General features: G+C 67.9%; 18 protein-coding genes. 10 read left to right on the forward strand and 8 right to left on the reverse strand.

The features are described from left to right. Nucleotides 1–153: 153 nt before the first annotated feature. Entirely contained in the window at nt 154–993 is an 840-nt protein-coding gene (locus AC6LJ5_RS25385) for a DUF7822 domain-containing protein (RefSeq protein WP_498141949.1), read from the reverse strand. Nucleotides 994–1,185: 192 nt separating this feature from the next. Here AC6LJ5_RS25385 and AC6LJ5_RS25390 point away from each other — a divergent pair, with 192 nt between their 5' ends. Both AC6LJ5_RS25390 and AC6LJ5_RS25395 read left to right on the forward strand, forming a co-directional pair. Beyond that, complete coding sequence (locus tag AC6LJ5_RS25390; protein WP_103274905.1) at nt 1,186–2,361, forward strand: GGDEF domain-containing protein; 1,176 nt, start codon at nt 1,186–1,188, stop codon at nt 2,359–2,361. 135 nt (nt 2,362–2,496) lie between these two features. Beyond that, nucleotides 2,497–3,267 (forward strand): hypothetical protein, encoded by a 771-nt coding sequence (locus AC6LJ5_RS25395; RefSeq protein WP_498141950.1) that lies wholly within the window; start codon nt 2,497–2,499, stop codon nt 3,265–3,267. On the opposite strand, the gene AC6LJ5_RS25400 is transcribed toward AC6LJ5_RS25395, so the two are convergent. Both AC6LJ5_RS25400 and AC6LJ5_RS25405 read right to left on the reverse strand, forming a co-directional pair. Then, on the reverse strand, nt 3,264–5,231 hold the full coding sequence (locus tag AC6LJ5_RS25400) for a M48 family metalloprotease (RefSeq protein WP_498141951.1): 1,968 nt from the start codon (nt 5,229–5,231) through the stop codon (nt 3,264–3,266). The two genes, AC6LJ5_RS25395 and AC6LJ5_RS25400, sit on opposite strands and share 4 nt — an antisense overlap. A 2-nt stretch (nt 5,232–5,233) precedes the next feature. Further along, nucleotides 5,234–7,249 carry a DUF4034 domain-containing protein gene (locus AC6LJ5_RS25405; RefSeq protein ID WP_498141952.1) on the reverse strand — a complete coding sequence of 672 codons (2,016 nt, stop codon included), beginning with the start codon at nt 7,247–7,249 and terminating at the stop codon, nt 5,234–5,236. Nucleotides 7,250–7,560: 311 nt separating this feature from the next. Between AC6LJ5_RS25405 and AC6LJ5_RS25410 the strand changes: the two genes are divergently transcribed. After that, the gene (locus tag AC6LJ5_RS25410) at nt 7,561–7,776 is read left to right on the forward strand and encodes a hypothetical protein (protein ID WP_498141953.1); all 216 of its coding nucleotides are present in this window, start codon (nt 7,561–7,563) and stop codon (nt 7,774–7,776) included. Nucleotides 7,777–7,827: 51 nt separating this feature from the next. Here AC6LJ5_RS25410 and AC6LJ5_RS25415 read toward each other — a convergent pair whose 3' ends face one another. Further along, a complete protein-coding gene (locus AC6LJ5_RS25415; RefSeq protein ID WP_498141954.1) occupies nt 7,828–8,328 on the reverse strand; it encodes a hypothetical protein in 501 nt (166 codons plus the stop codon). A gap of 188 nt (nt 8,329–8,516) precedes the next feature. Between AC6LJ5_RS25415 and AC6LJ5_RS25420 the strand changes: the two genes are divergently transcribed. Beyond that, on the forward strand, nt 8,517–8,900 hold the full coding sequence (locus AC6LJ5_RS25420; RefSeq protein ID WP_103274900.1) for a hypothetical protein: 384 nt from the start codon (nt 8,517–8,519) through the stop codon (nt 8,898–8,900). Nucleotides 8,901–8,907: 7 nt separating this feature from the next. Here AC6LJ5_RS25420 and AC6LJ5_RS25425 read toward each other — a convergent pair whose 3' ends face one another. Then, nucleotides 8,908–10,383 carry a metal-dependent hydrolase family protein gene (locus AC6LJ5_RS25425; protein ID WP_498141955.1) on the reverse strand — a complete coding sequence of 492 codons (1,476 nt, stop codon included), beginning with the start codon at nt 10,381–10,383 and terminating at the stop codon, nt 8,908–8,910. After that, a complete protein-coding gene (locus AC6LJ5_RS25430; RefSeq protein WP_498141956.1) occupies nt 10,380–11,123 on the reverse strand; it encodes a hypothetical protein in 744 nt (247 codons plus the stop codon). The genes AC6LJ5_RS25425 and AC6LJ5_RS25430 overlap by 4 nt, the downstream gene beginning before the upstream one ends. A gap of 124 nt (nt 11,124–11,247) precedes the next feature. Here AC6LJ5_RS25430 and AC6LJ5_RS25435 point away from each other — a divergent pair, with 124 nt between their 5' ends. Both AC6LJ5_RS25435 and AC6LJ5_RS25440 read left to right on the forward strand, forming a co-directional pair. Further along, the gene (locus AC6LJ5_RS25435) at nt 11,248–13,095 is read left to right on the forward strand and encodes a peptide transporter (protein WP_498141957.1); all 1,848 of its coding nucleotides are present in this window, start codon (nt 11,248–11,250) and stop codon (nt 13,093–13,095) included. 115 nt (nt 13,096–13,210) lie between these two features. Continuing rightward, on the forward strand, nt 13,211–16,108 hold the full coding sequence (locus tag AC6LJ5_RS25440) for an autotransporter outer membrane beta-barrel domain-containing protein (protein WP_498141958.1): 2,898 nt from the start codon (nt 13,211–13,213) through the stop codon (nt 16,106–16,108). 300 nt (nt 16,109–16,408) lie between these two features. Here the strand turns inward: AC6LJ5_RS25440 and AC6LJ5_RS25445 are convergent, their stop codons facing one another. Next, nucleotides 16,409–16,969: a hypothetical protein gene (locus AC6LJ5_RS25445; protein WP_498141959.1), complete on the reverse strand. Its 561-nt coding sequence runs from the start codon at nt 16,967–16,969 to the stop codon at nt 16,409–16,411. Between the two features lie 321 nt (nt 16,970–17,290). Between AC6LJ5_RS25445 and AC6LJ5_RS25450 the strand changes: the two genes are divergently transcribed. The 4 genes from AC6LJ5_RS25450 (at nt 17,291) to AC6LJ5_RS25465 (ending at nt 23,087) form a co-directional block, all read left to right on the forward strand. Beyond that, nucleotides 17,291–18,139 (forward strand): DUF4189 domain-containing protein, encoded by an 849-nt coding sequence (locus AC6LJ5_RS25450; RefSeq protein ID WP_103274895.1) that lies wholly within the window; start codon nt 17,291–17,293, stop codon nt 18,137–18,139. 193 nt (nt 18,140–18,332) lie between these two features. Next, a complete protein-coding gene (locus AC6LJ5_RS25455) occupies nt 18,333–19,133 on the forward strand; it encodes a hypothetical protein (RefSeq protein WP_498141960.1) in 801 nt (266 codons plus the stop codon). Between the two features lie 214 nt (nt 19,134–19,347). Beyond that, entirely contained in the window at nt 19,348–22,590 is a 3,243-nt protein-coding gene (locus AC6LJ5_RS25460) for a hypothetical protein (protein ID WP_498141961.1), read from the forward strand. Then, on the forward strand, nt 22,587–23,087 hold the full coding sequence (locus tag AC6LJ5_RS25465; RefSeq protein WP_498141962.1) for a hypothetical protein: 501 nt from the start codon (nt 22,587–22,589) through the stop codon (nt 23,085–23,087). The genes AC6LJ5_RS25460 and AC6LJ5_RS25465 overlap by 4 nt, the downstream gene beginning before the upstream one ends. A 378-nt stretch (nt 23,088–23,465) precedes the next feature. Here the strand turns inward: AC6LJ5_RS25465 and AC6LJ5_RS25470 are convergent. After that, the coding region (locus AC6LJ5_RS25470; RefSeq protein WP_498141963.1) for a hypothetical protein at nt 23,466–23,766 on the reverse strand (301 nt) is incomplete at its 5' end.

Here is a 23,766-nt window from a genome sequence, read left to right on the forward strand (position 1 = left end):
CTACAGGCGGCCGGCATGGTCACGGATTGTAGATGAGTGACAAATCCAGCTCTATTGACGCGCGCGGGGTTCGCGGGCACGGGCGCGGGGCAGGGCGCGCGCGAGGGAAAGACAGGCCGTCCGGGGCCGGCGGGCCGGCCCTGTCCCGCAAGCTCAGCCCTGCTGCAGATGCGCTTCGAACTGGCTGCGGTTGAACAACTCGAAATACAGCACGTCGCTCCAATACAGGCCCATCGGACGTTCCGTGGCGCCCGTGCGCGTGCTGTCGAAATCGTTGTCCAGGTGCAGTCCGTGGAAGGCGTCCAGCGGTTCCGCGGCCTGCCCGGCAACGGCCGTCCGAAGCGCGCGGGCGGCCTCGTCCACATTGGCCGGCAGCGCGTCCAGGGCCGCGCCGGCGTGCCGGCAGCGCACGATTTCCGCGTCCACGCAGGCCTTCAGCTCGGCTTCGCCGGCGTGGGACATGATGTCCAGCTCGATGGTCTCCAGCAGCAGGTGGCTGTCGCGATGGGCGTCGAGAAAGGCCAGCGTTTCGTCCAGCGCGGCCAGCAGCTGGTCCGAGGCGGGAGCGGCGGGCGGGGCCGGAACCGGCGCCGGGGCGGCGTTCGCTTGCGGCGAGAACATCTGCTTCACGCGGTCCATGAAGGAAGCCGGCTGCGGCGCGCCGGCGGCGCCGACCGCTGCGGAGGATGCCTGCGCGGGAGCCGGCGCCTGCGCCACGGCGGCGCGGACGATGTCGCCAAAGCGCCGCACGCGCGCGTAGCCCGGTTCGAACACGCTGCTGATCGCATACAGCCGGGTCTTGCTGTCCGGTTCCTCGTCTTCCATCCCGTCCGACACCAGCGAGGCGCATGGCCGCGGATCGCCGGACATCAACAGCCGGTATATGAAGGGCACGTCATAAGGCCATTCGGACAGACCGACGATCGTCTCGGGGCGGTCGGCGTAGGCGGCGGGGCGGTTGCTGAGGCTGTAGAGATAGGAACGGTTGGCCATGGGATGGGGTGTTATCAGGGGGCGGACGGAGGGATGGGCTATCTTAGGGCGGTTCTTGTCACTGTCCAGTGTCGACATGCGCCGATTTTCCGGCCTGCCCCTATCCGGGTCACTGCTACCTGGTCGTGTCGCAATTCTCACGTAAAATTTTGTTGCCGCCTTTACATATCGGCGCAACGCTATGTTGCCGAGATGCACGTCGATCTCTTCACTCTCTACCTCATCATCATCGGAACGCTGCTCGCCAGCGCCTGCCTGACTTACTGGGAGCACCGGACCCATCCCGGCCGCAGTACGTCGCTGCGGCTGCTGGCGGCCGGCTTCGCCACGCTCGCGGCGGGTTGCTCCATCGCCCTGTACCGCGCCGCCCTGCCCGGAGTGCTGGGCTCGGCGCTGAGCAATCTGGTCATCCTGGGCGGCTATCTGCTGGTGCTGAACGCCGTGGCCGCGCTCAACGGGCGGCTGTATCGCGCCGGCTCGCTGGGACTGCTGGGCGTCATGGCTCTGATCTGGGCCGGCGCGGGCTATTCGGGGCAGAACCTGGTCTGGACCTATGTCAGCGCCTTTCCCATCGCGCTGGTCAGCGGCCTGACCGCCTGGGAGCTGTTGCGCTGTAAGGCACTGAGACCGCTGCTGCCGTTGCGCATCGCGGTGGCCGTGACCGGCCTGCACGCGCTGCTCTACCTGGGCCGCAGCTTCATCCTGCCCTGGTGGGTGGCCAGGGATGGCCCGGCCGCGCAGATGCTGGCCAGCAATATCACCATGTACGAAGGCGTGCTGTATTCCATCGTGCTGCCCATGACGCTGCTCAAGCTGGTGCGCGAAGAGACGCATGGCCAGCTGCTGCGGGAATCGCAGACCGACTACCTGACCCGGCTGGGCAACCGCCGCTGGTTCTTCGAGCAGGGCCAGCGCCTGATCGACGGCGGCCGGGGGCGCGAGCCGCTGGCCGTGCTGGCCTTCGACCTGGACCAGTTCAAGTCCATCAACGACCGCTACGGCCACCAGACCGGTGATCTGGTTCTCAAGTCCTTCGCCGACATCGCGCGCGGCGTGCTGGGGCCGGCGGTGCTGCTGGCCCGCATCGGCGGCGAGGAATTCGCCGCGGTGCTGGCCGGCAACGACGCCCGCCGCGCTGTCGCGCTGGGCGAGGACGTGGCCCGGCGTTTCGCCGAGACGCTGTCCAGCCGCGTCGACAGCCTGGGCATCCCGGCCACCGTCAGCATCGGGCTGGCGCAGTACGAGCACGACGCGCCGGCCCTGGCCCAGGGGCTGTCGACCGCCGACCAGGCGCTGTACCGCGCCAAGGCGCTGGGCGGCAATCGGCTGGAAGTGGCGCAGCTGGCCGCGCCCATGGCGGCCGATTGAGACGGCCGGCGGCGCGTGCATGACGGTGCCTCAGGCTGGCGCATCAGGCGATAGGCGCAGACCGCTGGCGGCAAGAATGGATGCACGCCCGCTGGCTATACTCCCCGCGACCCGAACACGGAACCGTTCTCCATCATGTCCCATCCTCCCTCGCAGACGCCCAGCCGGGACGGCTATTGGTTCGAACACCTCAATGACGACATCGCCCTGGTGCGTGATGGCCGTCAGGTCAGGCTGGCCCGGCTCCAGCCGCCCTGGCTGGTGGTGGACCAGACCATCGCCACGCTCATCGTCAGCAGCGGCTGGCCCGGACGGCTGTGGCGCGCGCGCGTCACGGAACTGGGCGACATGTCCGGCCTGGTGGCGAACCCCGGCTATTGGCGCGCGGCTGCCATGGAGCTGCTGGAGGAACTGCCGCTGTCTGTCCTGTTCGGCGCGCACGGCGAGCGCGTGGTGGCATTGCTGGAGCAGATCCAGGCGCTGTCGCGCACGCAGGCCGAATGCCTGGCGGCGAACCTGGATCCGGACGCCGGCCACGCCTACGGCCGGGCCTGGCTGCGCTGGTCCGAGGCGCAAGGGCAGCAGCGGTCCACGCCGGCGGACGACTGGGAAGGCACGCTGGCCGCGCCCGGCGCGCGCGGCAAGGACAAATCGCCCATTCATTCCGGTTTCCTGCTGGTTCATGACCAGTTGCGCCGTCGCGCGCTGGCGCTCGACGGCGATCAGGCCATCGTGATCGAGACGGACGAGGACGGCGAGACCGAGGAAATGCTGGCGCCGCTGTGGCAGGACGTGAGCGATGCCCTGTTGTACGCGGCGATGGCGCAGGGCGCGCCGCAATACGTGGACGCGGGGGACGAGGCGGCGCTCATGCGCGCCTGGCGGGCCTGCTACGGGCAACGCTAGGCGCCGGCCCGCCGCAGCCGGGTGGCGTCCGTGCACACGCCCGGCAGCGGATCGCCGGCGGCCAGCAGCAGCGGTTCGATGTTCCGCTGCACGCGCGGCAGCAACCGTTGCAGCAGCGCCTGGCAATCGCGCCGCAGATAACTGGGCTCGCCCGTCAGCGCGCCCACGGCGCGCAATATCCAGGACTCGCGCGCCAGCACCAGCAGCACATGATGCCCGCTGGCGGCGTCGCGCAACAGCCATGCGCCGGTGGCGGCCAGCAAGAGCGGGTCCAGCGTGTCCGCCAGCCTGCGCAATTCGGGCTCGCCCAGGCCGTGCGGCTCGTAGCGGGGTGCGGCGGTGTATTCAGCCAGGGTCCGGCGTTCCAATTGGTCTGCTTCCGTGCGCCAGGCCAGGGCCTGGCCGGCGTCGCCGCGCCGCAGGGCGATGGCGGTGAGTTGGCGCAGGCAGGCCAGGCGATGCGGGCCGGGCTGGGCGGCGGCCTCGCGCCATAGCGCTTCGGCGGCATCCTGCGCAGGCTCGCGCCGGGCATCGTCCGGGCCACGCGTCGTGTTCGCGTCCGGCGCTGCGTCCGGGCGGGCATTCTGGCGCTGCGACAGCGTCGCCAATTCGCACAGCGTAGGCACGTGGCCGGGATGATCCCGCAGATTTTCCCGCAGCAGCTTCGTGGCGCCGTCCACATCGTCCGCCAGCATGGCGGCATGCCAGGCCATGCGCGCTCGCTCATCGGCAGACAGCGCGCGCAGGCGCTGCTTGCGCAGCAGGTCGTGATGCGCCGCGACGGCCTCGCGGCGTTCGTCTTGCGCCTCGCGCAGCGCTTGCGCGGCGGCCTCGCGCCGCGAATCATCGAGCGCGCGTGCCAGCGGCAGGCGCTGGTCCTGCAACCATTCCTGCGCCGCGCAGGGCTGGGCGCGACGCCAGGGCAGGGGGCGGGAGGTTGCCGGCAAGGAGTGCGTGGACGCCATGCCCCGCGCGCCGGGCATGCCGGGCGCGGGCGTTGTCCGTTCGTCCAGGGCCCGTGGCACCTTCAGCGCCGCCAGGCGGTCCGCCAGCGAGGGATGGGTATCGTCATGGCTGGTCGGACGGCACAGGGCCTGATGCAGCCAGATCTGCGCCTCGGCCTGGTCACGCGGACTGGCCAGCAAGCCATCCTCCGCCAGCCGGACCAGGAGCCAGGGCGGTTCCGTGGCCGCGGCGTCGGCGTACAAGCTGGATGCGTATTCGTGCAGGGCACGCCCCTGCAGACAGGTCGCCATCAGGGCATCCGACGCGCACGCCACGCCGCAGACCCGCGCGGATTCCGCGTCGGCCTGATACTCGCATTCGCGCGCGAAATCCAGGCTGGCTGCCAGGAAGCGTGGCACGTGCCAGTTCATGAAGAGCCGCAGCGGCGCGTTGGCCAAGCCCTTGCGGCGCGCCAGTTGCCGCGCCGCTTCCTGCCATTGCAGCCGCGCGAAATACACCCGGCTGGCATAGCGTCCGTGCCGGCCGGCGATGTGCGCGCATTCATGCGCCAGGATGGCGCGGCAGGCGTCGGCCGACAGCAGCTCCAGCAGCGGCAGCCCGAGCCACAGCACGTTGCGCGTGCCGCCCCAGAGCCGCCGATGCTGCCGGATGCTGGCATTGCATTCGCTGTTCAGGTAGACCGCGTCCAGCGCCGGCGCGCCCACCTGGGCGCGCACCTGTTCGATCTCGCGGAACAGCGCCGGCGCGTCCGCGGGCGTGAGGAGCAGGCCGTCTTCCGGGCCGGGTGGGCGTGACGAGAAGGGCAGGCGCAGCATCGCCCAGCCCGCGACGGGCAAGGGCAGGGCCAGCGCCCCGGCGGCCACGCCCAGCGCGCCGGGCAGCGCCGCATACAGCCACAGCGGCGCCGTGCCCAGCGCCAGTCCCGCGCCGGCCAGCGCCGCGTCGCCCAGCAGCAGCCGGGACGACAGCTTCCATCCGGACCGGCCCGGGCGCGCCATGCCTACTGCGCGTCCGGCTTGGGCGGCAGGTCCTCGGCGCTGATGCCGCCTCGGCCCATGTAGGCGCCGAACACCGTGCCGATGGTCTTGACCAGGCTGTGCGAATTCAGCACCTGCGACTGGATCTCGTCGATGCCCTCGTCGTCCGGCTGCAGCCGGCTGGCGTGCTGCGCCCATTCGATGGCGGCGAAGCGATTCTTCTTGGCGCCGCGCCCGTGCGCGTAGGCCAGCGCGATCTCGGCGCTGGCGCGCGCCGCGCGCCAGTCGTGATCCTCGTCCACCAGCGGACGCAGATAGGCGCGCACGCCTTCCTGCTGTTCCTGCTCGGTGCCGTGGTCGCGCAGCAGCACGCCGATGCGCAGCCGCGCCAGCGCGTCGGCGCGCGGCTCCTGGCGTGCGCCGTGAAGCAGGCGCAGAACCTTGTCCAGGTTCTCGCGGCGCGAGAAATCCAGTTCGTCGTCGAAGATGTTGCGATAGGCCATGTTGTACATGGCCAGCGGCGAGCCTTCTTCCACCGCGCGCTGCAGCCACTGGTCGCGCACCGCGTCGTCCAGGTAGCTGTCCGGCGTGTTGTCGCGGAAGCCCCGGTGGATGTCGTACATGCTGCTGGCCGCGTCCGCCACGCGGCGGTCCGCCAGCTGCCGCGTCAGGAAATAGCCTTGCTCATGGTCGCCGCCATCCCACAGCATGGCGGCCGCCGCCAAGACGTTGAAATCGTCGTCCGCCTGGTCCTGCGCCAGCACCGCGGCGCGGTCCAGCAACTGCTGCGCGCGCGCCGGGTCCCGCGCGAAACCCCAGCGGCCGTAGTGATGGGCCACCGCCGCCAGCGCCTGCGGCGTGGCCACGGTATCCCAATGGCACATGCGTTCCAGCACGCTCTTGAAGGCGCCGTCGTCGTCCGGCAGGCCGTGGATGATGCTGACGTGCGCGAAGCTGCGGAACGGCCCGTCCACGTCGCCGAAATAACGGCTCGGTGGAAATGCCGCCGCGCTCTGTGCGTGCAGCGCGCGCGCCTGGACCTGGTCCTCCAGCGAATAGCTGACGAACTGCGCGTAAAAACCCAGCGCCATGCCGCGCTCTTCCGGCCGCAGCTCGCGCTGCAGGAACGATTCGAACATCTCGCGGTATTCCGCCACCGCCTCGGCGTCGTCCGGCTCCGGATAATCGCCCATCGAATCGAGGATGCCGATCCAGCGGATCGCGTTGCGCTGCGGCTCGGACAGCGCCGCGCACAGCGGTCCACCGGCCATGCCGTCGATGTCCTCATAGCTGCCGCCCCAGCGCGGACGCAGGTACTGCGCATACGCCATCAGCGCGCCCAGGTGCCCGGGCCGCAGGTCCAGCGCGCGCAGCAGCCAATAATCCTTGGCCTGGTCCATCTCGTGCTCGGCACGCTGCGCCAGGCCCGTGGGCAGGGCATCAGGCGTCTGTTCAGGCGTCAGGCGCGGCACGCCCAGCTCGACCAGATGGGCCAGCGCGGCGTCCATCATGCCCGGCTCGTCGATGTCCTCGTGCGTGATGGTTTCCGGCGCGTTGCCCAGGAACAGCTGGCGCAGCCAGTATGGTTCCTGGAAATGCGCGCACATCTGCATCATCGTCACGCAGGCCGCGATCGGGCGCGGCGACAGCGCCATCGCCTGCACCAGCGCGGCGGCGGCGCGTTCACAGGCCAGGGCGGCGCCCAGCCAGCGGTCCTGCGTCACGCTGTCGGCCCAGCCGTATCCCCGGATGTCGCCGGCGCGGCCGAAACAGAAATTGCCCAGCACCAGATGGGCGTGGTACGAGCCCGGGCTGGCCGCGATCCAGTCTTGCAGAAAGGCGGCGGCGTCCTGGAACGGGACCATGGAATAGTCGAACAGCGTGCCCGAGTTGGCCGCCTCGAAATACGGCGCGCCCGGATCTTCGGTATCGGCCCAGTCCCGCTGTTCCAGCGCGTCGTAATAGGCGTCGATCTGGGCGTAGTCGCGGGCCTGGACCAGGGCGCGGAGGTCGCGGCGAATGGAGGTGAGGGATTGCAAGAGGCCACCTGAATCTGTGCGCGGGAAGGTCCCGCCGAGGACGCGATGATGCCTGATCCATGGCCGCGTTGGGGAGTTATGGCGACCGTATATGAATAAAGAATTCCAAAGGTAACTGCTGCCCACGCGGCAGGTGTGCAGATGCGCTGGCATGGCCGCGATCAAGCGCACCGCGCCCACGCGGACTCGCCGCCTTGCTCGGTATCATCACCAGGTTTTCACGGATCGGCCGCGTTCAAGGCCAGAAGGACTTTCGATGAAAAATGCGTTCCGCTCGTGCGTCAGCAGCAGCGGTTGCAGGTCCATGCCAGTTGCGCCACCGCGCGCTGGCGATCTACGGCGACCGGGCCATCGTGATCGAGACGGACGAGGACGGCGAGACCGAGGAAATGCTGGCGCCGCTGTGGCAGGACGTGAGCGATGCCCTGCTGTACGCGGCGATGGCGCAGGGCGCGCCGCAATACGTGGACGCGGGGGACGAGGCGGCGCTCATGCGCGCCTGGCTGGCCTGCTACGGGCAGGGGTAGGCGTCTGGTGCGCGCTTGCGGCGACACGCGGCATGTTCAGCGCGCCTGATCCTAATCCGGCTTGATGCCGGCCGCTGCCAGGCGCCAGCTGGGAATGCGGTATTCATACCAGGCCTGTTCCAGCGACTGGTAGCGCGCCAGCCAGGGGGCGAGGTGGTTCTCGATGTCGGCCGGCAGGGCCGCCAGCCAGTTGGCCAATTCCTGTTCGTTGTGGATCGTCAGCACGGCGCCGCTGCCCAGCGTGGGTTCGTCGATCAACCCGTCGCCCGGCTTCAGATAGGCGCGGCGGTACAGGCGCCCCTTGTTCCAGATCTCGGCCGGCACATAGACCGGCCATTCCCTTTCGCACGGAAAGGACGCGTACACGCCCAGGGACAGGTGCTGTGCATTGTCGAAGGAGCCGCGATAGCGGATCAGCTCCGCGCCTTGCTGCACCTCGCCGCAGGTCCGCCACAGGCAACGCTTGCCCTTTTTCTTCCAACCCGCGAAGGCCGGCTGCGCGCGCAGCAGGTCCATGACGGCTTGTTCCAGATCGGCGAGGGCTATCGACATGCGGGGCTCCTTTGGCGGTTGAGGGGGGCAGTGCAAGAGGCGGACGGCAGGGCGGGGATGCCGGCTTCGCGGGTCGCCTTTGGTCATACCTTGATGCCAATTCAAGCCGGGACCGGCCGCCCTGGCGGTCAAAGTATCATGACCACATTTTCACGGATCGGCCGCGCTCAAGGCCAGAAGGATTCTCGATGAAAAAATGCGTTCCGCTCGCGCTCTTGTCTGCCGTCCTGCTGACGGCCTGCGGTCCCAACAAGATCGTCGCCGACCTGCCGTCGCCTGATGGCAAGTACCACGTCGAGGTCCGCCTCTGCCCGCAGCCCGGCTCGCTGACCTGGACCGAGAAGACGCAGGTCTCGGTGCTGCCCAAGGGCGCCACCGAAAAATGCCAGGGATCGCTGCAGGCCGTGGCCCAGTTCGACTCCTACGGGCCGCAGGATCAGCTACAGGTCGAATGGATCTCCGCCACCGAAGTCCGCGCCTGGCATCCGCAGTTCAATCCGGAATACGGCCCGCAGTCGGCCAACTACAAGCCCGACAACCCGATCAAGCTGATCTTCAAGCCCAAGCCCTAGGCGGCGCTCACAGCGTGTTCTTGTGGACCTTGCCGTCCTTCATGATCAGGCGCAGGTTCTTGTCGGGATCCGCCAGGAAATCGAGATTGGCCGAGGGATCGCCGTCGGCCACCAGCAGGTCTGCCCAGGCGCCCGGCGCGATCCGGCCCAGCGCGCCGGGGTAGGGGTTGCGCTCGCCCGACAGCGCCAGCAGCTCGCCGTTGACGCCCGTGGCCTGGCCCAGCAGCGTCAGCGGATCGTAGAAGCGCGTCAGCTTGGCCAGCTGCCTGCCCTGTGTCGCGGTGTTGCGGGGATTGAACAGGATATCCGTGCCCCAGCCCGTCTTGACGCCGTGCTTCTGCGCCAGCGCATAGGCCTGGACCGTGCCCTCGGCCACCTGCTTCTGGCTGGCCTGCCGCTCCGCGTCGGGATAGGCGTTGCTGTCCTCGTCCTGCAGGAACGGCTGCAGGCTCCACCACACGTCCTGGTCGCGCATCAGGCGCACGCTGGCCTCGTCGGCCAGCTGACCGTGCTCGATGCACTTCACGCCGGCGTGGATCGCGCGCTGGATGCCCTTGGGCGTGTAGACGTGCGTCATTACATAAGTGTTCCAGTCGCTGGCGGCCTCGACGCCGGCGCGCAGTTCGCGCTCGGTGAACTGGGTGCTGTCCAGCGGGTCGTACAGCGAGGCCACGCCGCCGCCCGCCAGCATCTTGATCTGGCTGGCGCCCAGCATCAGTTGTTCGCGCACGCGGCGCAGCACCTGGGCCTCGCCGTCGGCGATCATGGCCACGCCGGTGTTTTCCACCAGGCTCAGCGGCGCGTTGTCGGCGCGCGGCAGATCGCTGCGCAGCCGGAAATCCCCGTGCCCGGACGTCTGCGAGATCATCGCTCCGCTGGGATAGATGCGCGGGCCGTCCACCAGCCCCTCGTCGATCGCGCGCTTGAGCGCGAACGCCGGCCCGCCCGCGTCGCGCACCGAGGTGAAGCCGCGCATCAGCGTGCGCTGGGCTTCCTTGGCGGCCACCAGGTACAGATAGCCCAGGTCGGCCGTCATGGCCGTCATCTGCGGAATCGCCGCCAGCATCGTGTGCCAGTGCACGTCGATCAGCCCCGGCAGCAGCAGCTTGCCTTGGCAGTCCAGTACACGCGCGTCCGCCACGGTGGCGGACGCCGGCAGCAGGTCGGCGATGCGCTTGCCCTTGACCAGCACCTGCACGCCCTCGCGCGCCGCCGTGCCCGAGCCGTCGAACAGGCGCAGGTTGGTCAGCAGAAGCGGGCGTGCGTCATCGGCCAGCGCGGTCGCCGCCGCCATCGCCGCCGAGGGCAGGGCGAAGGGCGCCAGCATGGCCGCCATGCCGCCCAGGAAATGGCGGCGCGACAGGTCCTCGGTCACGCGCTGGTGCAGCCGCTGGCACTGCGCGCTATGGCAGGCGCACTGGCGGGCGCGCAGCGGACCCAGGATCCGGGAAAACGGCAAGGAGGAATCGGAACGGTAAGTCATGGCTGGCCCGCCCTGTCACGGTAAGCCACCGCGACCATGGTCATCAGCAAGAAGGTGATCAGCACGCACAGCAGCGTGCCGACCACGCCATAGGCGATGCGCGCGCCGGTGGGGTAGTACAGCAGCGGTTGCAGGTCCATGGCGACGAAGCTGCCGATCGCCAGCAACAGCAGCAGCGCCAGCATCAGCGGCCAGCGCGGGTAGCGCATCGCCGCGCGCGCGTCGCGGAATCCATATTCGCCGGTGACCGCGACGCGCGGCAGGGACAGTCCCGCCACGGCCAGCGCGTACAGCACCGGCAGCCAGATCAACGCCATCAGCGCGGTCAGGCAAGCGAAGAAAACCGTGTCGGTCTTGCCGTCGAGCAGCGCGTACAGCACGAAGGGCAGATCGCCGCAGACGCGCGCCAGATAGGTGACGCCAATGGCCAGCGCGGCCAGCAGCACCAGGTGACGGGCCTCGCCGGCGCTGCCGCGCGCCGCGCCATCGTCGGCCGCGTGATTGACGACCCGGTGCCAGGCGTAGCTCATGCGCGCGAAGGCGATCAGGTTGACCAGCGCGAGCGCAACGAACAGCCAGTCGCGGAACTGGTACGGCTTGGGTGTCAGCAGGGCGAAGGGCAGCGATAGCGTGAAGACGGCCAGGGACCAGGGCGCGGCGGCCAGCATGGCGCAGCCCTGGGTGCGGATGGCGCTTGCGGTCGCCGCGATGAATCGGCGCGCTCCGGGTGTGTTCGACAAGGGATTCCTTTATCTGGCAACGAGAGGCTTAGTTTATACAGGTAGCGACGCGTTGCGCGCCGGCGATCCGCGCGGGCGATGGAACGCATTCAGGGCAATTGCCGACTCAGCGCGGATGAATGCCATGCCCGCCGATCCGCGCGACCCGCCCGCGTTCTCCCTGAGCCAGTTCGAATGGCTGGTGCATCGTCGTCAGCACGAGGCCGCCGGACGGCTGTTGCTGCTGGGCCTGCGCCGCCTGGACGAGCGCCATGGGGCGCTGCCTGCCGGGCTGTCCGAGGACGCCCGGGCGCATTTCCTGGCCCGCTGGGCGGCGGCCATCGGCGCCCTGTTCGCCGACCCGGGCTTCCAGGTCTCGCGCGACGGCTTCGAGCAGTTCCTGACGCTGCAGCGCTGGCTGGCGGCCATCTTCGGCGCCACGCCGTTCGGGCATGCGGATCACGTGATCGCCGCGCTGGCCGGCGCGATGCCAGGGCAGGGCGGCGCACTGGCGTTGAGCCCGGGCGACTTGCTCAAGTACTGCGTGTTGTGCGTGCCGGATTCCGAACTGGACGTGCCGCTGGACGCGCTCTGGGCGCATGACGCGCGGGCGGCGGTTGGTCTGTGCATCGCCCGGCTGGCCGCGCGCCAGATGGTCACGCCTTCGGCCTGCGCGCGCCGCGAGACCATGCTGCGCTGGCTGCCTCGCAAACTGGCGCAGCTTCCCGACCTGCGCGGCCTGCCGACAGCCGTGTTGCATGACGCGTGCATGCATTGCAGTTATGCGCTGGCGGCGGACAAGCACGACATCAAGCGCGAGATCAACCGCCTGCTGCGCCAGCGGCTGCTGGCCGACGGACTCGACGACATGCGCGCCCATCCGCCAAGGCGGGCGCGACCCTTGATGCTGGTGGTGCTGGAGGCCTTCTCGGCGCCGCATTCCCTGTATCGCACGCATTCGTCGACCTTGCGCGCGGCGCGCGCCCGCTTCGAGCTGCACGGGGTGGCGATGTCAGGGGCCGTCGATGCGGTCGCGCGGACGGTTTTCGATCGTTGCCACAGCCTGTCGCCGCCGGATGCGGTGGCGCAGGCCGTGGCGCTGGCGCGCGAACTCCGGCCAGACATCATCTATTACCCAAGCATCGGCCTGTCGCCGCTGGCGGTTCCGCTGAGCAATCTGCGCCTGGCGCCGCTGCAGCTCGCCGCCGCTGGTCATCCCGCGACCACGCACGCTCCAGGCATCGACGCCATGCTGGTCGAGGAAGACACGCTGGGCGATGCCTCTTGCTTCAGCGAGCGCGTGGTCACGCTGCCCAGGGACTGCGTGGTGCATGTGCCGCCGCCCGGCTTCCAGGCCCGGCCCGCGTCGCCCGGCGTGGAGAGCCCGCATCCAGACCCGGAACGCCCGCTGCGCGTCGCCGTCTGCGCGACCTCGCTGAAGTTGAACGCCCGCTTCCTGGCGACGTGCCGGCGCATCGGCGAGCGCGCTTCCCGGGCCGTGCAATTTCATTTCTTCGTTGGCGACTGCCGGGGCGTGGCGCACGCGGCCCTGCGGCGCACGGTGACCGCCGCCGTGCCGCAAGCCCACGTACACGAAAGCATGCCCTACGAGGACTATCTCGCGCGCCTGCGCGGCTGCGATCTGTTCCTCGATCCCTTTCCTTACGGCAACACCAACGGCATCGTCGACACCGTCAGCCAGGGCCTGCCCGGGGTCTGCATGACGGGCCGCGAAGTGCATGAACGCCTGGACGCCGCGCTGTTCCGGCGGCTGCGGCTGCCGGAATGGTTGATCGCGGCCGATGCCGGGCAATACGAGCGGGCCGCGATCGGACTGATCGACGATGCGCGGGGCAGGGCGGCGCTGACCGCGATGATTCTCGGCAATGGCGGCGCCGATGCCTTGTTCCAGGGCAGGCCCGAGAGGTTCGGCCTGATCGTCGAGCATCTGCTGGCGCAGGCCCGTTCCGCCGTTCCGGACATTCCGCGCTGACGCGTGGAACCGAAGCACGCACGCGTCCACACAGCGTCACCCGACCGTGCCGCCCGGCGCGGCGAGGTCTTCGCAACCTCAATTGTTCGTTCAGGCGCCCAAGCACGGAGGCCGCATGCATTCTCAGTTCCGCATTCCACGCAAACAGCAACGACGCGTTCCGGCAGTCAGACCCGTCCATAGCCCGCTGTACCGTTCCTTGTTCCTGGGCATCGTGCTGGGCGCGGCCTTGCCCGTGGCGGCGCAAACGGTGGATGCCGTCAGGGTGGAGGGGGGCGCCAGCACGGAAGGCTTGCCCGTCGATGCCAGCCATCACGCGCCGGCCGAGCTGATCGTTTCCGGCAACGTGACGTTGCGCGGCGGCGATGTGGTGGCGGACACCGACAACACCTATGCCGTGCCCAGGCAAGACCAGACCGTCACCGGAGGCAGCGCCGCCTTGTCCGCCGCGCAGAACATGAGCGTGGCGGGTTCGATGGTGTTGTCGGGCGGCCAGGCGACCGCGCTCTCCGATTACCAGGATTACGAGGTTCCCGATCGGGGCGCGGCAAGGGGCGCGGGCGGCGCGACGACCGCGCGAATCGGCGGCAGTCTCGCGGTGGGTACGGACCTGGTCGTGCGGACGGCTCTCGCCTCGGCGTTCTCCTTTGATGGGCCCTACGCGTCGGCGCGGGCAGGCGCGGCGAGCCTGGAAGTGGGCCGGAATCTGAGCGTGGGCGGGGATTTCGTGATCGACGCCGCCCCGGTGGGCGCGATGCTGGTGTCGTCCAGCTCGGGCGCGGCCCTGGCGCTGCGCGAGGCCATCCAGGTGACGGTGGGCGGCGACGCATCCGTCGCGGGCCGCCTGGAATTGTTCGGCGGTCAGGCCCTGGCGGAAAACCAATCGTCCGAGGATGTCCTGGCCTCGGCCCGGTGGCGTCCCGTCACGCTGGACGTGGGCGGCAAGCTGGCCGTGGCCGGCGACACGACCCTGCATGGCACCGACGCCAACGTGATACGCATGGGCGATGCGCGCGCGGTCGGCGACGGCCGGGCATCGGATGCCGGCGTGATGCGGATCCGCGTCACCGGAGACAGCGTCATCGGAGGCGGCCTGGCGTTGCAGGCGGGCTCGGCGGACATCATGAATACCCGAAGCGCCTCGGATACCGCGCAGGCCACGGGCCAGTCCGTGCAGTATGTGGCGCAAGGCGACCTGCGCGTCGCCCAGGGCATCACGCTGCAAGCGGGATCGGCCAAGGTGGGACGCCCTGGGCGGGACATCAGGTTCAACGGTGTCGCCAAGGGGGGCAACAGCAGCCTGCAGGCGAGCGCCAACGTGACCAGCGATGGTCCGGTCAGCGTGCTGGCGGGCACCCATTACGTGGCTGCCCGACCCGCCGTGCTGGAGTTCCGCGAGACCGCCATCGACGCACCCGCCTACGCCGCCGCCGGATCCGCCACGCTGTCGGTGGCGGGGACGCTCTACATCCGTCACCAGGACGGACTGGTCGTGGCCGGCGAGCCTGGGGCCGCGCTGCCCGGCAACGCGATCGCCGGCAGTCCCTATGGTCAGGCCGTCTTTGCCGCCGGCGTGCTGCGCAGCCCGGCAGCGACCTTCAGTGACGCCAGTCGCGTCAGCATCGGCACGCTGGATCTGCGCGACACCAGCACCCAGCTGACGTTCGACAACACCCAGCCCTACAACGCCGCCACCGGCCAAGGCGTGCAGCTGGGCCAACTGCTGTTCGGCGGCGGCAACGCGCTGACCATCGCCGGCAACGGCGGCTTCGGCTTCCAGGGCGGCATCACCGTGCTCGGGTCTAATGCCGCCTATCAGGGCCCGGCCCTGTCCGCCAACGGAGGCCAGCTGAGCTTCCTGCTGCCCGCCGACGCCGTCAACGGCACCACCATGCTGCGCGCCAGCGCGCCGATCGCCACGCAGGGCGCCACCGTGGCCATGCAGGCCGCCGGCCCGCTCAAGCGCCTGCTGCCGGGCGACCGCATCACGCTCATCAGCGCCACCACCGGCACGGTCGCCAACCCGGGCTCCCACATCCTGGAGTATGGCGCGTACCGCTACCTGTTCGATGTGCAGAGCGCGTCCGCGCTGACCGCCACGTTGGCCGCCACCAATCTGACGCTGGCCGCCAACAAACTCTACCCGCAGTCCATCGGCGCCGGCATCGGCGCGCTGGCCGACAGCGGCGGCATGCTGTCGGCCGCCGACCTGCGCGGCCCCGAGCGGCGCGGCCTGTTCTTCAGTCCGGACCTGGGCCACACCCGCTACACCGACAAGAACCTCAAGCTGGACCGCGCCAACGCCGTGTTCGGCTACGCCCTGGGCGGCGCCACCGCCGCTGGCGACTACGTGGTGGCGCCGCTGGTCGAGGCCGGGCGCACCCGCTATCGCGGCCAGGCTTCGTCGGGCGGCCTGTCGGCCGAGGGCAAGGGCCGCGTCGACAACGTCGGCGTGGGCATCCTGGCGCGCTACTGGTTCCTGGGCGGCACGTATGCCGAGGCCTCGCTGCGCAGCGGACGCATGCGCGGCAGCTATACCGACGACATCGACGGCAGCACCAACTACCGCAGTCGTTCGAACTATTGGGGCGCCCACGCCATGCTGGGCCATGTGATGCCGTTGAGCGAGCGCGGCCAGCTCGACGCCTATGCCCGCCTGCAGTGGCAACGGCTGGGCGGCGATTCCGTGCGCAACGACGCGGGCGACCAGCTCAGCTATGACGCCACGCAGGCGCTGCGCACGCGCCTGGGCGCGCGCTACGTCTACGCGGCCGGCGACCAGACGCGCCTCTATGCGGGCGCGGCCTGGGAGCAGGACGCCAGGACCGAGGTGCGCGCGCGGCTCGATGGCAAGGCCTTGCAGGGCGCGGACACCAATGGCGGCGCGACGGTGCTGGAAGCGGGCGCGCGCTGGGAGCCATCGCCGTCCTGGTCGCTGCGCCTGAGCGCGCAAGGCCAGTTCGGGGCCAGGCAGGGAATAGGGGGAGAGGCTTTCGTCTATCGGCGCTTCTGAGGCGGGACGCCGGCAGCGCTCAGGTCGGCAGATGGGCCTCGGCCGTCTCCAGGATCTGCATCACGTATTCGCCGCAAAGCTGCGCCACGAAGGGCGGGGTCCAGGCCGCATCAGCCTGGACCAACCGCGCGACAGCGCGCTCACGCCGCTCACGTCCTCGCGGATCTCCGCCGGAAACGCGGCCGCAAGCGGATCCGCGAGCGGCGTGTCGCGTGATGGAAAGAGATCGGTCATGGAACGAGACGGGCGCGGATGGACGCCGGGGATAATCCGGCATCCCCGCCTGATTATCCCGCGCGGCTACTTGCGATAATTGCTGGCCTCGCGCTCGCCGGCCCACTTGCGCAAGGCATTGATGAACTCGGGGCAAACATTGCCGTCCACCTGGCTGTCGATGATGATGCTGTCCTGCATTCGCATCACCACCTTGCATTCATACACCTTGGTGCGATTGCCGTAATACCCGCTATTGCTCTGCTGGAATACCGGCGTGGCCGCGGTGGTCGCCGTGGCCGGAATCATGCCCACCACCTGCTGCGACGAGCCGGTGGACACCCATTCGGTATATGGCGCGGTCTGGTAATCGGACCAGACCAGCTCCATCGTGTTGCCCACCGCGCGCTTGGTCGACGGCTCGCCCAGCGCGGTGATCGCATCGGCCACCGGACGGCCCTTCATATTCTTGGCCACGTTCACGCTGGGCGACAGCGACAGCCCCTGCGAGAACATGTTCGAGATCGAGGGCAGCGTCGAACTGCCGCCCGTCGGCATCGGCGCGCAACCCGCCAGGGCGGCCGCCGCCAGCAACACCGGCAGGGCCTGCGCCGGCCGCCATACCGAACGAAGTCGCGATGTCTTCATAATGCGCTACGTGCTCCCTCTATATCTGGCGTGCTGCCGCTGGCGTACTGCCGCCGGCCTATTACCAATGCGATCGACAGGCGCGGGAAAAACCCGCGCCGAAGGTGCGTCATGTTAACGGAAAGACCGCGCCATATTGCATGGCATAACCCGTGAAACTCGTTAAGTTCTGTTTCCAAACGAGCGCGCACCGCGTGCGGGAGTCAAACACCTGCGTGATAACATTCGCGCGTTTCGTGGCTCGCGCATATTCCTTCGCGCGCTCGCGAAAATGCCTTGTTTCCAGCACGCCGCACCTTACTTACTGGATACCGCAAAACGATGATGCCCGCGCGTCTGCTTGCCCTGTTCCGCGCCTCCGGCGCCGCCTTCGCCACCGCCGGCGCGCTTGCCCTGTCCATGCTGGCCGCGCCCGCCGCCCACGCCGAGGCGCTGTACGGCGCCGTCGCCACCGATGAAGCCCAGGCCAAGCTGTATTGGGTCATGCCGGAAACCTCGGCCGGCGAAGCCAAGCAAGGCGCGCTGGCCAAATGCAATAAGGCAGGCGCCAAGGGCTGCAAGAGCGTCACCGCCTTCTCCGACAGCTGCGTCGCGCTGGCCCGCAACTCGCGTAACGATCTGTTCTGGGGCAATAGCGTCTCGGCCGAAATCGCCGCGAAGAAAGCCATCCGCACCTGCACCAACGACAGCGCCGACGGCAAATGCAAACTGGCCGCCATGCCGCTGTGCGCCGGCCCCGGCTATAGCGAAGCCGACCTGAAGGCCCCTTACACCGCCACGCCCGCCCAGCTCGAAGCGCTGTCCGCCAAACTGGATTCGCGCGGCTACTGGGGCTCGGTCGCCGAAATGGAAACCGGCGCGCTGACCTACGCCGACGGTTATCCCACCGAGAAACAGGCCGTCGACGCCCTGCTCAAATGGGAAGATTGCAAGGGGTGCCGCACCGTGCTCACCTATACCGACACCTGCGTCGGCATGGCCTGGGGCAAGGGCAGCGAAGGTCGCGGCACCGGTTTCACGGCGCTCAACACCGACCCCGTCGCCGCCCGCAATGAAGCGCGCGCAACCTGCAACGCCAAGAGCAACGGCCTGACCTGCGTGGCCACGGTGCGCTGCTCGGGGCGCGCGTATATCAGCGGGTATAAGGGCGAGGACGAAAAGGCGAATTGATCGCTGCTCGCAACGCAGCCGGTTAGCCCCAATAACCGGCGGCATTCGTCCGACCACGGCCCGCCTGATTCCACGTCGGCGGGCTGTCTGATTTACCTCACCAGCGTTTCCCACGATCATCACGGCGGGATAATCGCGCACATTCTGGCGATGGCTTCCTGCCCTGATCCCCGCTCTAGCAGGAGTCCCGCCCATGTCCGAACACCACCAATTCCTGTTTCCGCGCGACATGCATCTGCCGCCGCCCGACTGGCGCGCGCTGGAAGCCAGATTGCTGGAAGGCGGCTACGTGCTTGAACCGCGCGGCCAGGACATTCCCCGCCGCGCCCTGATCAACCTGAGCTTCGGCCTGGCCAGCCTGCACGAAGGCTCATATCAATACGACGAACACATGCGCACGCCGGGCGACGTGATCGCCCTGTATGCGCGCGCCGGTTATCTGCCCCCGGACATTCCCATCCGCCACAACGACACCCTGGAAGAAACCGTGGCGCTGCTGGCCAGCCATGGCATCACGCTGGGGGATCTGTATGCCGACGACGAGGGCAGCGACTGGCATAGCCCACAATACTGCCTGGGACCGGCGGCCAGGGAATATCTGAGCGCCGATGTGCGCGCCGACCATGACGCGGATCCCCGGAGTATTCCGCTGATGCTGCTGGCCTATGACGGGCCGTCGCCCCGCGTCGCGGTGGGCGAGAATCTGTGCGAGCCGAGTTTGCCGGGTTCGGATGAACCGCTGGAGTCCTTGCCGCCGTTCGGTTCGCATATCGATTTCATCGGAGCAGCGTATGAGGATCCGGGCGTGCGGTGGCACTGCGCGGAGGCTGGGAGGGATTACCGGATCCTGGAGCTGGATTGGCATTTCAGCCTGGCGATGGGGTTTCGGATGGTGAGGCTGGAGGGAGTGGATGAGGCGAGTGCGCAGGGGCTGGCCAGGATGATCGGGAAACTTGCCGGGCTGGAGATGGTTTGCAGTCATCGGCATTTGTAAATCTGTCATGCCGGCGCTGGCTTCCCGGTGTGCTGCGGCCAGCGGCCATCCCCTTGAAAACGCCGAATATGCCGCAGGCGCATGCCGCGAATTCAGACCCGCGGCTTGATCGAAGCGATTTGCTATTCTCGTCGAACCACCTTGGCCGCGCGGTTTGACCCGCGCCTTGCCCCATCCAGTGCAGCCTCACCCACCATCGACCATGACGCCCTCGTTGAAAAAACACCGCCCGTCCGTGCAGCGCATCCTCGCGGACGTCGCCTCCCTGAGCCATGATCAACGCTACCGGCGCATGGTCGAACTCGGTCGTGACTCCCTCACGGATGCCCATCTCGCCGAAGACCTGAAATCCCTGGCGCAATCGGAGATCCACTACGAGCGGCTGTTGGCGCTGATGTCGGCCAGCGGTTCCTGCGCGGAGGATCTGATTGTCACGATGCTCGCCGATCCCTCGCCCATGCTGGCATCGCGCGCCGCCCGGCTGGCCGCGCGGGCCTTGCCCGATGAGATATTGATCCGGCTGATGCCGGATCTGACGAAGCCATGCCGCGTGGATCTGGCCTGCCGGCTTTGGCAGTCCGGACGGGGCCAGGTGAACGACGCCGTCTACCCGACACTCGCAGGGACCGCGCGCCGTCATCTGCTTTCCTGGACGACCGATGCATTCATCGAGCGGCATCTGGACGCCGAGCAGATGGCCGCGCTTGACGCGCCGCAGTGGGCGACGTTGGCCCAACGCTTGCCCGGATTCGTGCGCGACAGGCTGACCCATGCACTGGAGCAGTCCGGCAATCCGTCCTATGTCCTGCGCCTGGCCATCCGGGCCTCGCTCTATCGCATGTTGCGCAGCGACCCGGATGCCGGCTTGAGCCTGCTGCGCGCGGCGTTCACCCGGATGCCGGTCCATGACTTGCCGCTGGCGCGCTACGGGTCGATATTCCCGAAGGAAATCGCCGCGCTCATCGCGGGCCTGGGCGGCAGGCAGCGCATCGCGCTCACGGCGCAGGCCCTGAAGCGCCTGGATGCGTCCACGCTTTGCGAATTGTTGGCGGCCGACGCGCTGCCCAACCTGCATGAGGTCTTTCCACACCTGGATGCCGGCCAGCGTGACGCCCTCTACCGCCAGGGCGGCGAAGCCTGGCGCGAGCACAGCGGGGCGCTGCCGCTCGCCTTCGTGCAGGCCTTGTCCAGCGCGGCCAGGCAGACCGAAGCGCGCCACGCGTTCTCGCTGCGGCTGCTGGCCGCCGAGCCGATGGCGCGGCTGCCTTATCTGTCCTGCCTGCCGTTCCAGGAGGCGCTGGCCCTGGCCCAGCCCTTTCTGTCGCAACCCGATGGCGAGCTGCGCGCGCAGGCCGTGGCCGCGGTGGTCGGGGCGGGGCGGTACGAGGCCTCGAGCCTGCCCGCCATCCTGGATTTCTGCCGCGCGCGTGAGAACGAGCAGGACCCCGTGCGGCTGGCCATGTTGACGGCCCTGGCGGCGCTGCCGCCGTCGCGCTGGGAAGCCGCGCATCTGCCCGGCTTTACCGCGCTGATCGATGCCGCGCTGCGCGCCCGGGACTGCTCGCACCAGACCATGGCGACCGCCACGCAGTGGTTGATGGCCATCATCGCCGCGCATGCGGCCTTCGTGGCCGAGACGCTGCCCCGTCTGGTGGAACGCATGGGCAGCATGGGCAATCTGCGCTACGGGCATTGGGAATCCCGCATGAGCGATGGCGAGTTGATCGGGATCGCCCCGCACTTGATGAGCCTGCTCGACACGTGGATCCGGCGGGAACGCGCCCCGGTCGCGCTGCAACTGATCTTCGGCTTCGGCTGCCGCGTGAAGGCCGTGGATCTGTTCATCGACCTGCTCGCCGACCTGACCCATGACAAGCGCGGCAACGTGGCCCGTTCGGGGCTGGAGGCGCTGACGCGGCTCGGACTGCGCAAGCGGGCCGCAGAATTGATTCCCCGCCTGGTGCAGGACGATCCCAGCTGGATCCAGGTTTCAGCGGTGTCCTGGCATCTGCATCTGCACAGGCAGGACCTGCTGACGCCATTCCTGAGCGCGCGCGTGTACAAGGGACGCTTTCCGAGCGGCAAGGCGGCGTTCCTGCCCGCCTTCGACAGCGGTTTCTCGCGCTGGACGGCCGCGCAGCAGCAATGCTATGCCGACGAACTGGTCAGGATCCTTACCAGCACGCAGCGCAATGCCTGGGAACTCTACGGTTCGGTCGAGCGCTACGCGGCCATGCCGTCCATCGACCTGGCGCCGCTGGTTCATCTTGCGCGCCTGGACGCGCCTGACCAGGGACTGCGCGACAAGACGCTGGAGGCGCTGGGGCGCGCCGACGCCGGACGTGGCGTGCCGGAGCTGATGCAGGCGCTGGATGACAACCGGGCCCGCGTCGCCATCTATGCCTTGCGGCGATCCTTGATGAACCTGCGCCCGTCGCAAGTGCTGGACCTGCTCGCCCGCGTGCCGCGAGGCAAGGTCACCGTGGCCAAGGAGATCATCCGGCTCGCCGGCGATCTGAGGACGGACGACGCCTTTGCCTTCCTGGCCCGCATCGAAGGCGAAGGCAAGCTGCATCCGGACGTGGCGATTGCCTTGATGCGGGCGTACTGGAATTTCCTCGATCATCCCGAAGTCTGGCAGCGATTGCATGCCGCCGCGCGCAGCGAGCAGCCGGCGCTCGCGCGCGCGACCATCCGCATTCCGCCGACGGGACTTTCCCCGGACGGCCAGCGCGCCTTGAGCAGGCATCTGGCATTGCTGCTCGGACACGCCGATGCGCAAGTCCGCAAGGAAACCCTGGAAAGACTGATCGCGATGCCGCCCGGCGAAGGCGAGCCCTCGCTGTACCAAGCGCTGGCCGCACAGCTCGATGACGTCGATGTCTCGCGGGTTGAACTCGCGGCCAGCGCGCTGCTGGGCATCCACGCGAGAAACCAGCCGCGTGAACTGGCCAGCAGTTTCGCGGCCGCGACGCGGGCACAGTCATTGGCCGCCATCGTGAACTCGTACCGGCGGCAGACGCGATCTGGCCTGCTGGAACTGGGCGCGTCGGCGAGCCTGCTGGTCGAGGCCTTGCTGGCGAGGCGCTGGCATCCGGGACTGGCGCTCCGGCTGGCGTTTTCGGTATTGAATCCGGAGGCCGCGCTGGCGATTGCGCGGCAGTTCGATGCGGCGGAATTGATGCACCCCGGCGTCGTTGGAGACGTCCTGGACGCGCTTTCCGAGACAGCGACCGGCGCGCGCCTGGAAGCGCTGGCCCAGGTTGAAGCGTCGCTTGGCGCCGAGCGCAACGCCCGCATGCGGCGCATCGGCCTGGGCATGTTGTGCGAAATGTCGGCCCGTTGCGGATGGACCCCGGAGATGCGCCAGCGGCTGTTCGCCTATCGGCAGGACAAGGATGCCTGGGTGTCCGACGCGGCCGACCTGATTACCTATCCGGATGAGTTTGCAGAATGAAGAGATTCCTTGTGGCCCACGACTACGGCATGGGCTCCCTGTGGTGGTGGATCGAGGCTCCCTCGGCAGAGGCGATCATCCAGACCTATGCCGAAGTCATGATCGTTGAGCCGGCTGACGGGGAGACGGAGAGATTCGCGGACATTCCGTCGCTTCGCATTGGCGATCCCGCGCCTGCTGGGCTTGATGATTTGGAGGAGCAGCGCCGGGTTCAGCGAGCCAGCCCGAAATTCGGGGCGCTGGTTGGGCGCGGCAGCGTCTATATCAGGAAGGATTATCCGGAGGAACAGGAAATCTATTTCTTCGAGTACGACGAGCAGGGGTATCGCACGCGGCAGGTTGTTGTGTCGGCGGGTGGTGAGGCGGAACGTAGCGGGCCGGAGGATTGGCTTTTCAATCCTCCGGAGGATTTGTGGGATCCGGAGCTGGCGGAGTGTGAGATTGCGCGTGAGGAGTTTGAGGGTTGGTGGGGGAAGGGCAAGGCTCGGCCGGACTAAATTCGGCACGTGCGGCGGTAATCAGACCCCGGAGTATGTCGTTTCTACTGCCTGCCTATGACAGACTGTTGACTAGGCTAGCTTTGGAGAAAGTCTATGCGAGCCGAATTTTCTAGGGTCGGAGGAGGCGAGGTCCTTACCGTTTGAATCGTATCTGGACTTCATTAGGACGGTTTTTGAAGGTCTGACCGCCGGGGGGGGGATATTGAATCCTGACGCTGGATTGGCATTGTAGCTTTGCGATGGGGTTTCGAACTATGAGGTTATGCAGGGGATGATTGGGAAGCTCTCCGGGTTGGAGGCGAGGCGCGGTAATCGGAATTTGTGAGTGAATTAGAAATTTCTCGGAAAACCCCAATTCGCCAATTTGTGAAGATCCTAAGAAATACTATCGGTTTCGTATTCTTCATCGTCTGATGCTCTGGCGAGAATGCCACGCTTGACTGCACTCGTTTTTATGAGGTGATCATATCCTTTTGATGTTAGCTCTACGAGTTTTAGTATGCGACCATCTTGGTCCTCCGTATTTGAAAATTCAAAGAATCCAAGTGCGGTGAACTGAAGTGTAATCATTTGAAGGCTTGAGTTGGATATGGAGAATGAGCCTATTTCCATATTTGGATGATCCAAGGATACAGATTTAAATTCTCGTTCCTTGAGAAATCTGTTGATACTATAT

Source organism: Achromobacter sp. 1011791174, assembly GCF_059760925.1.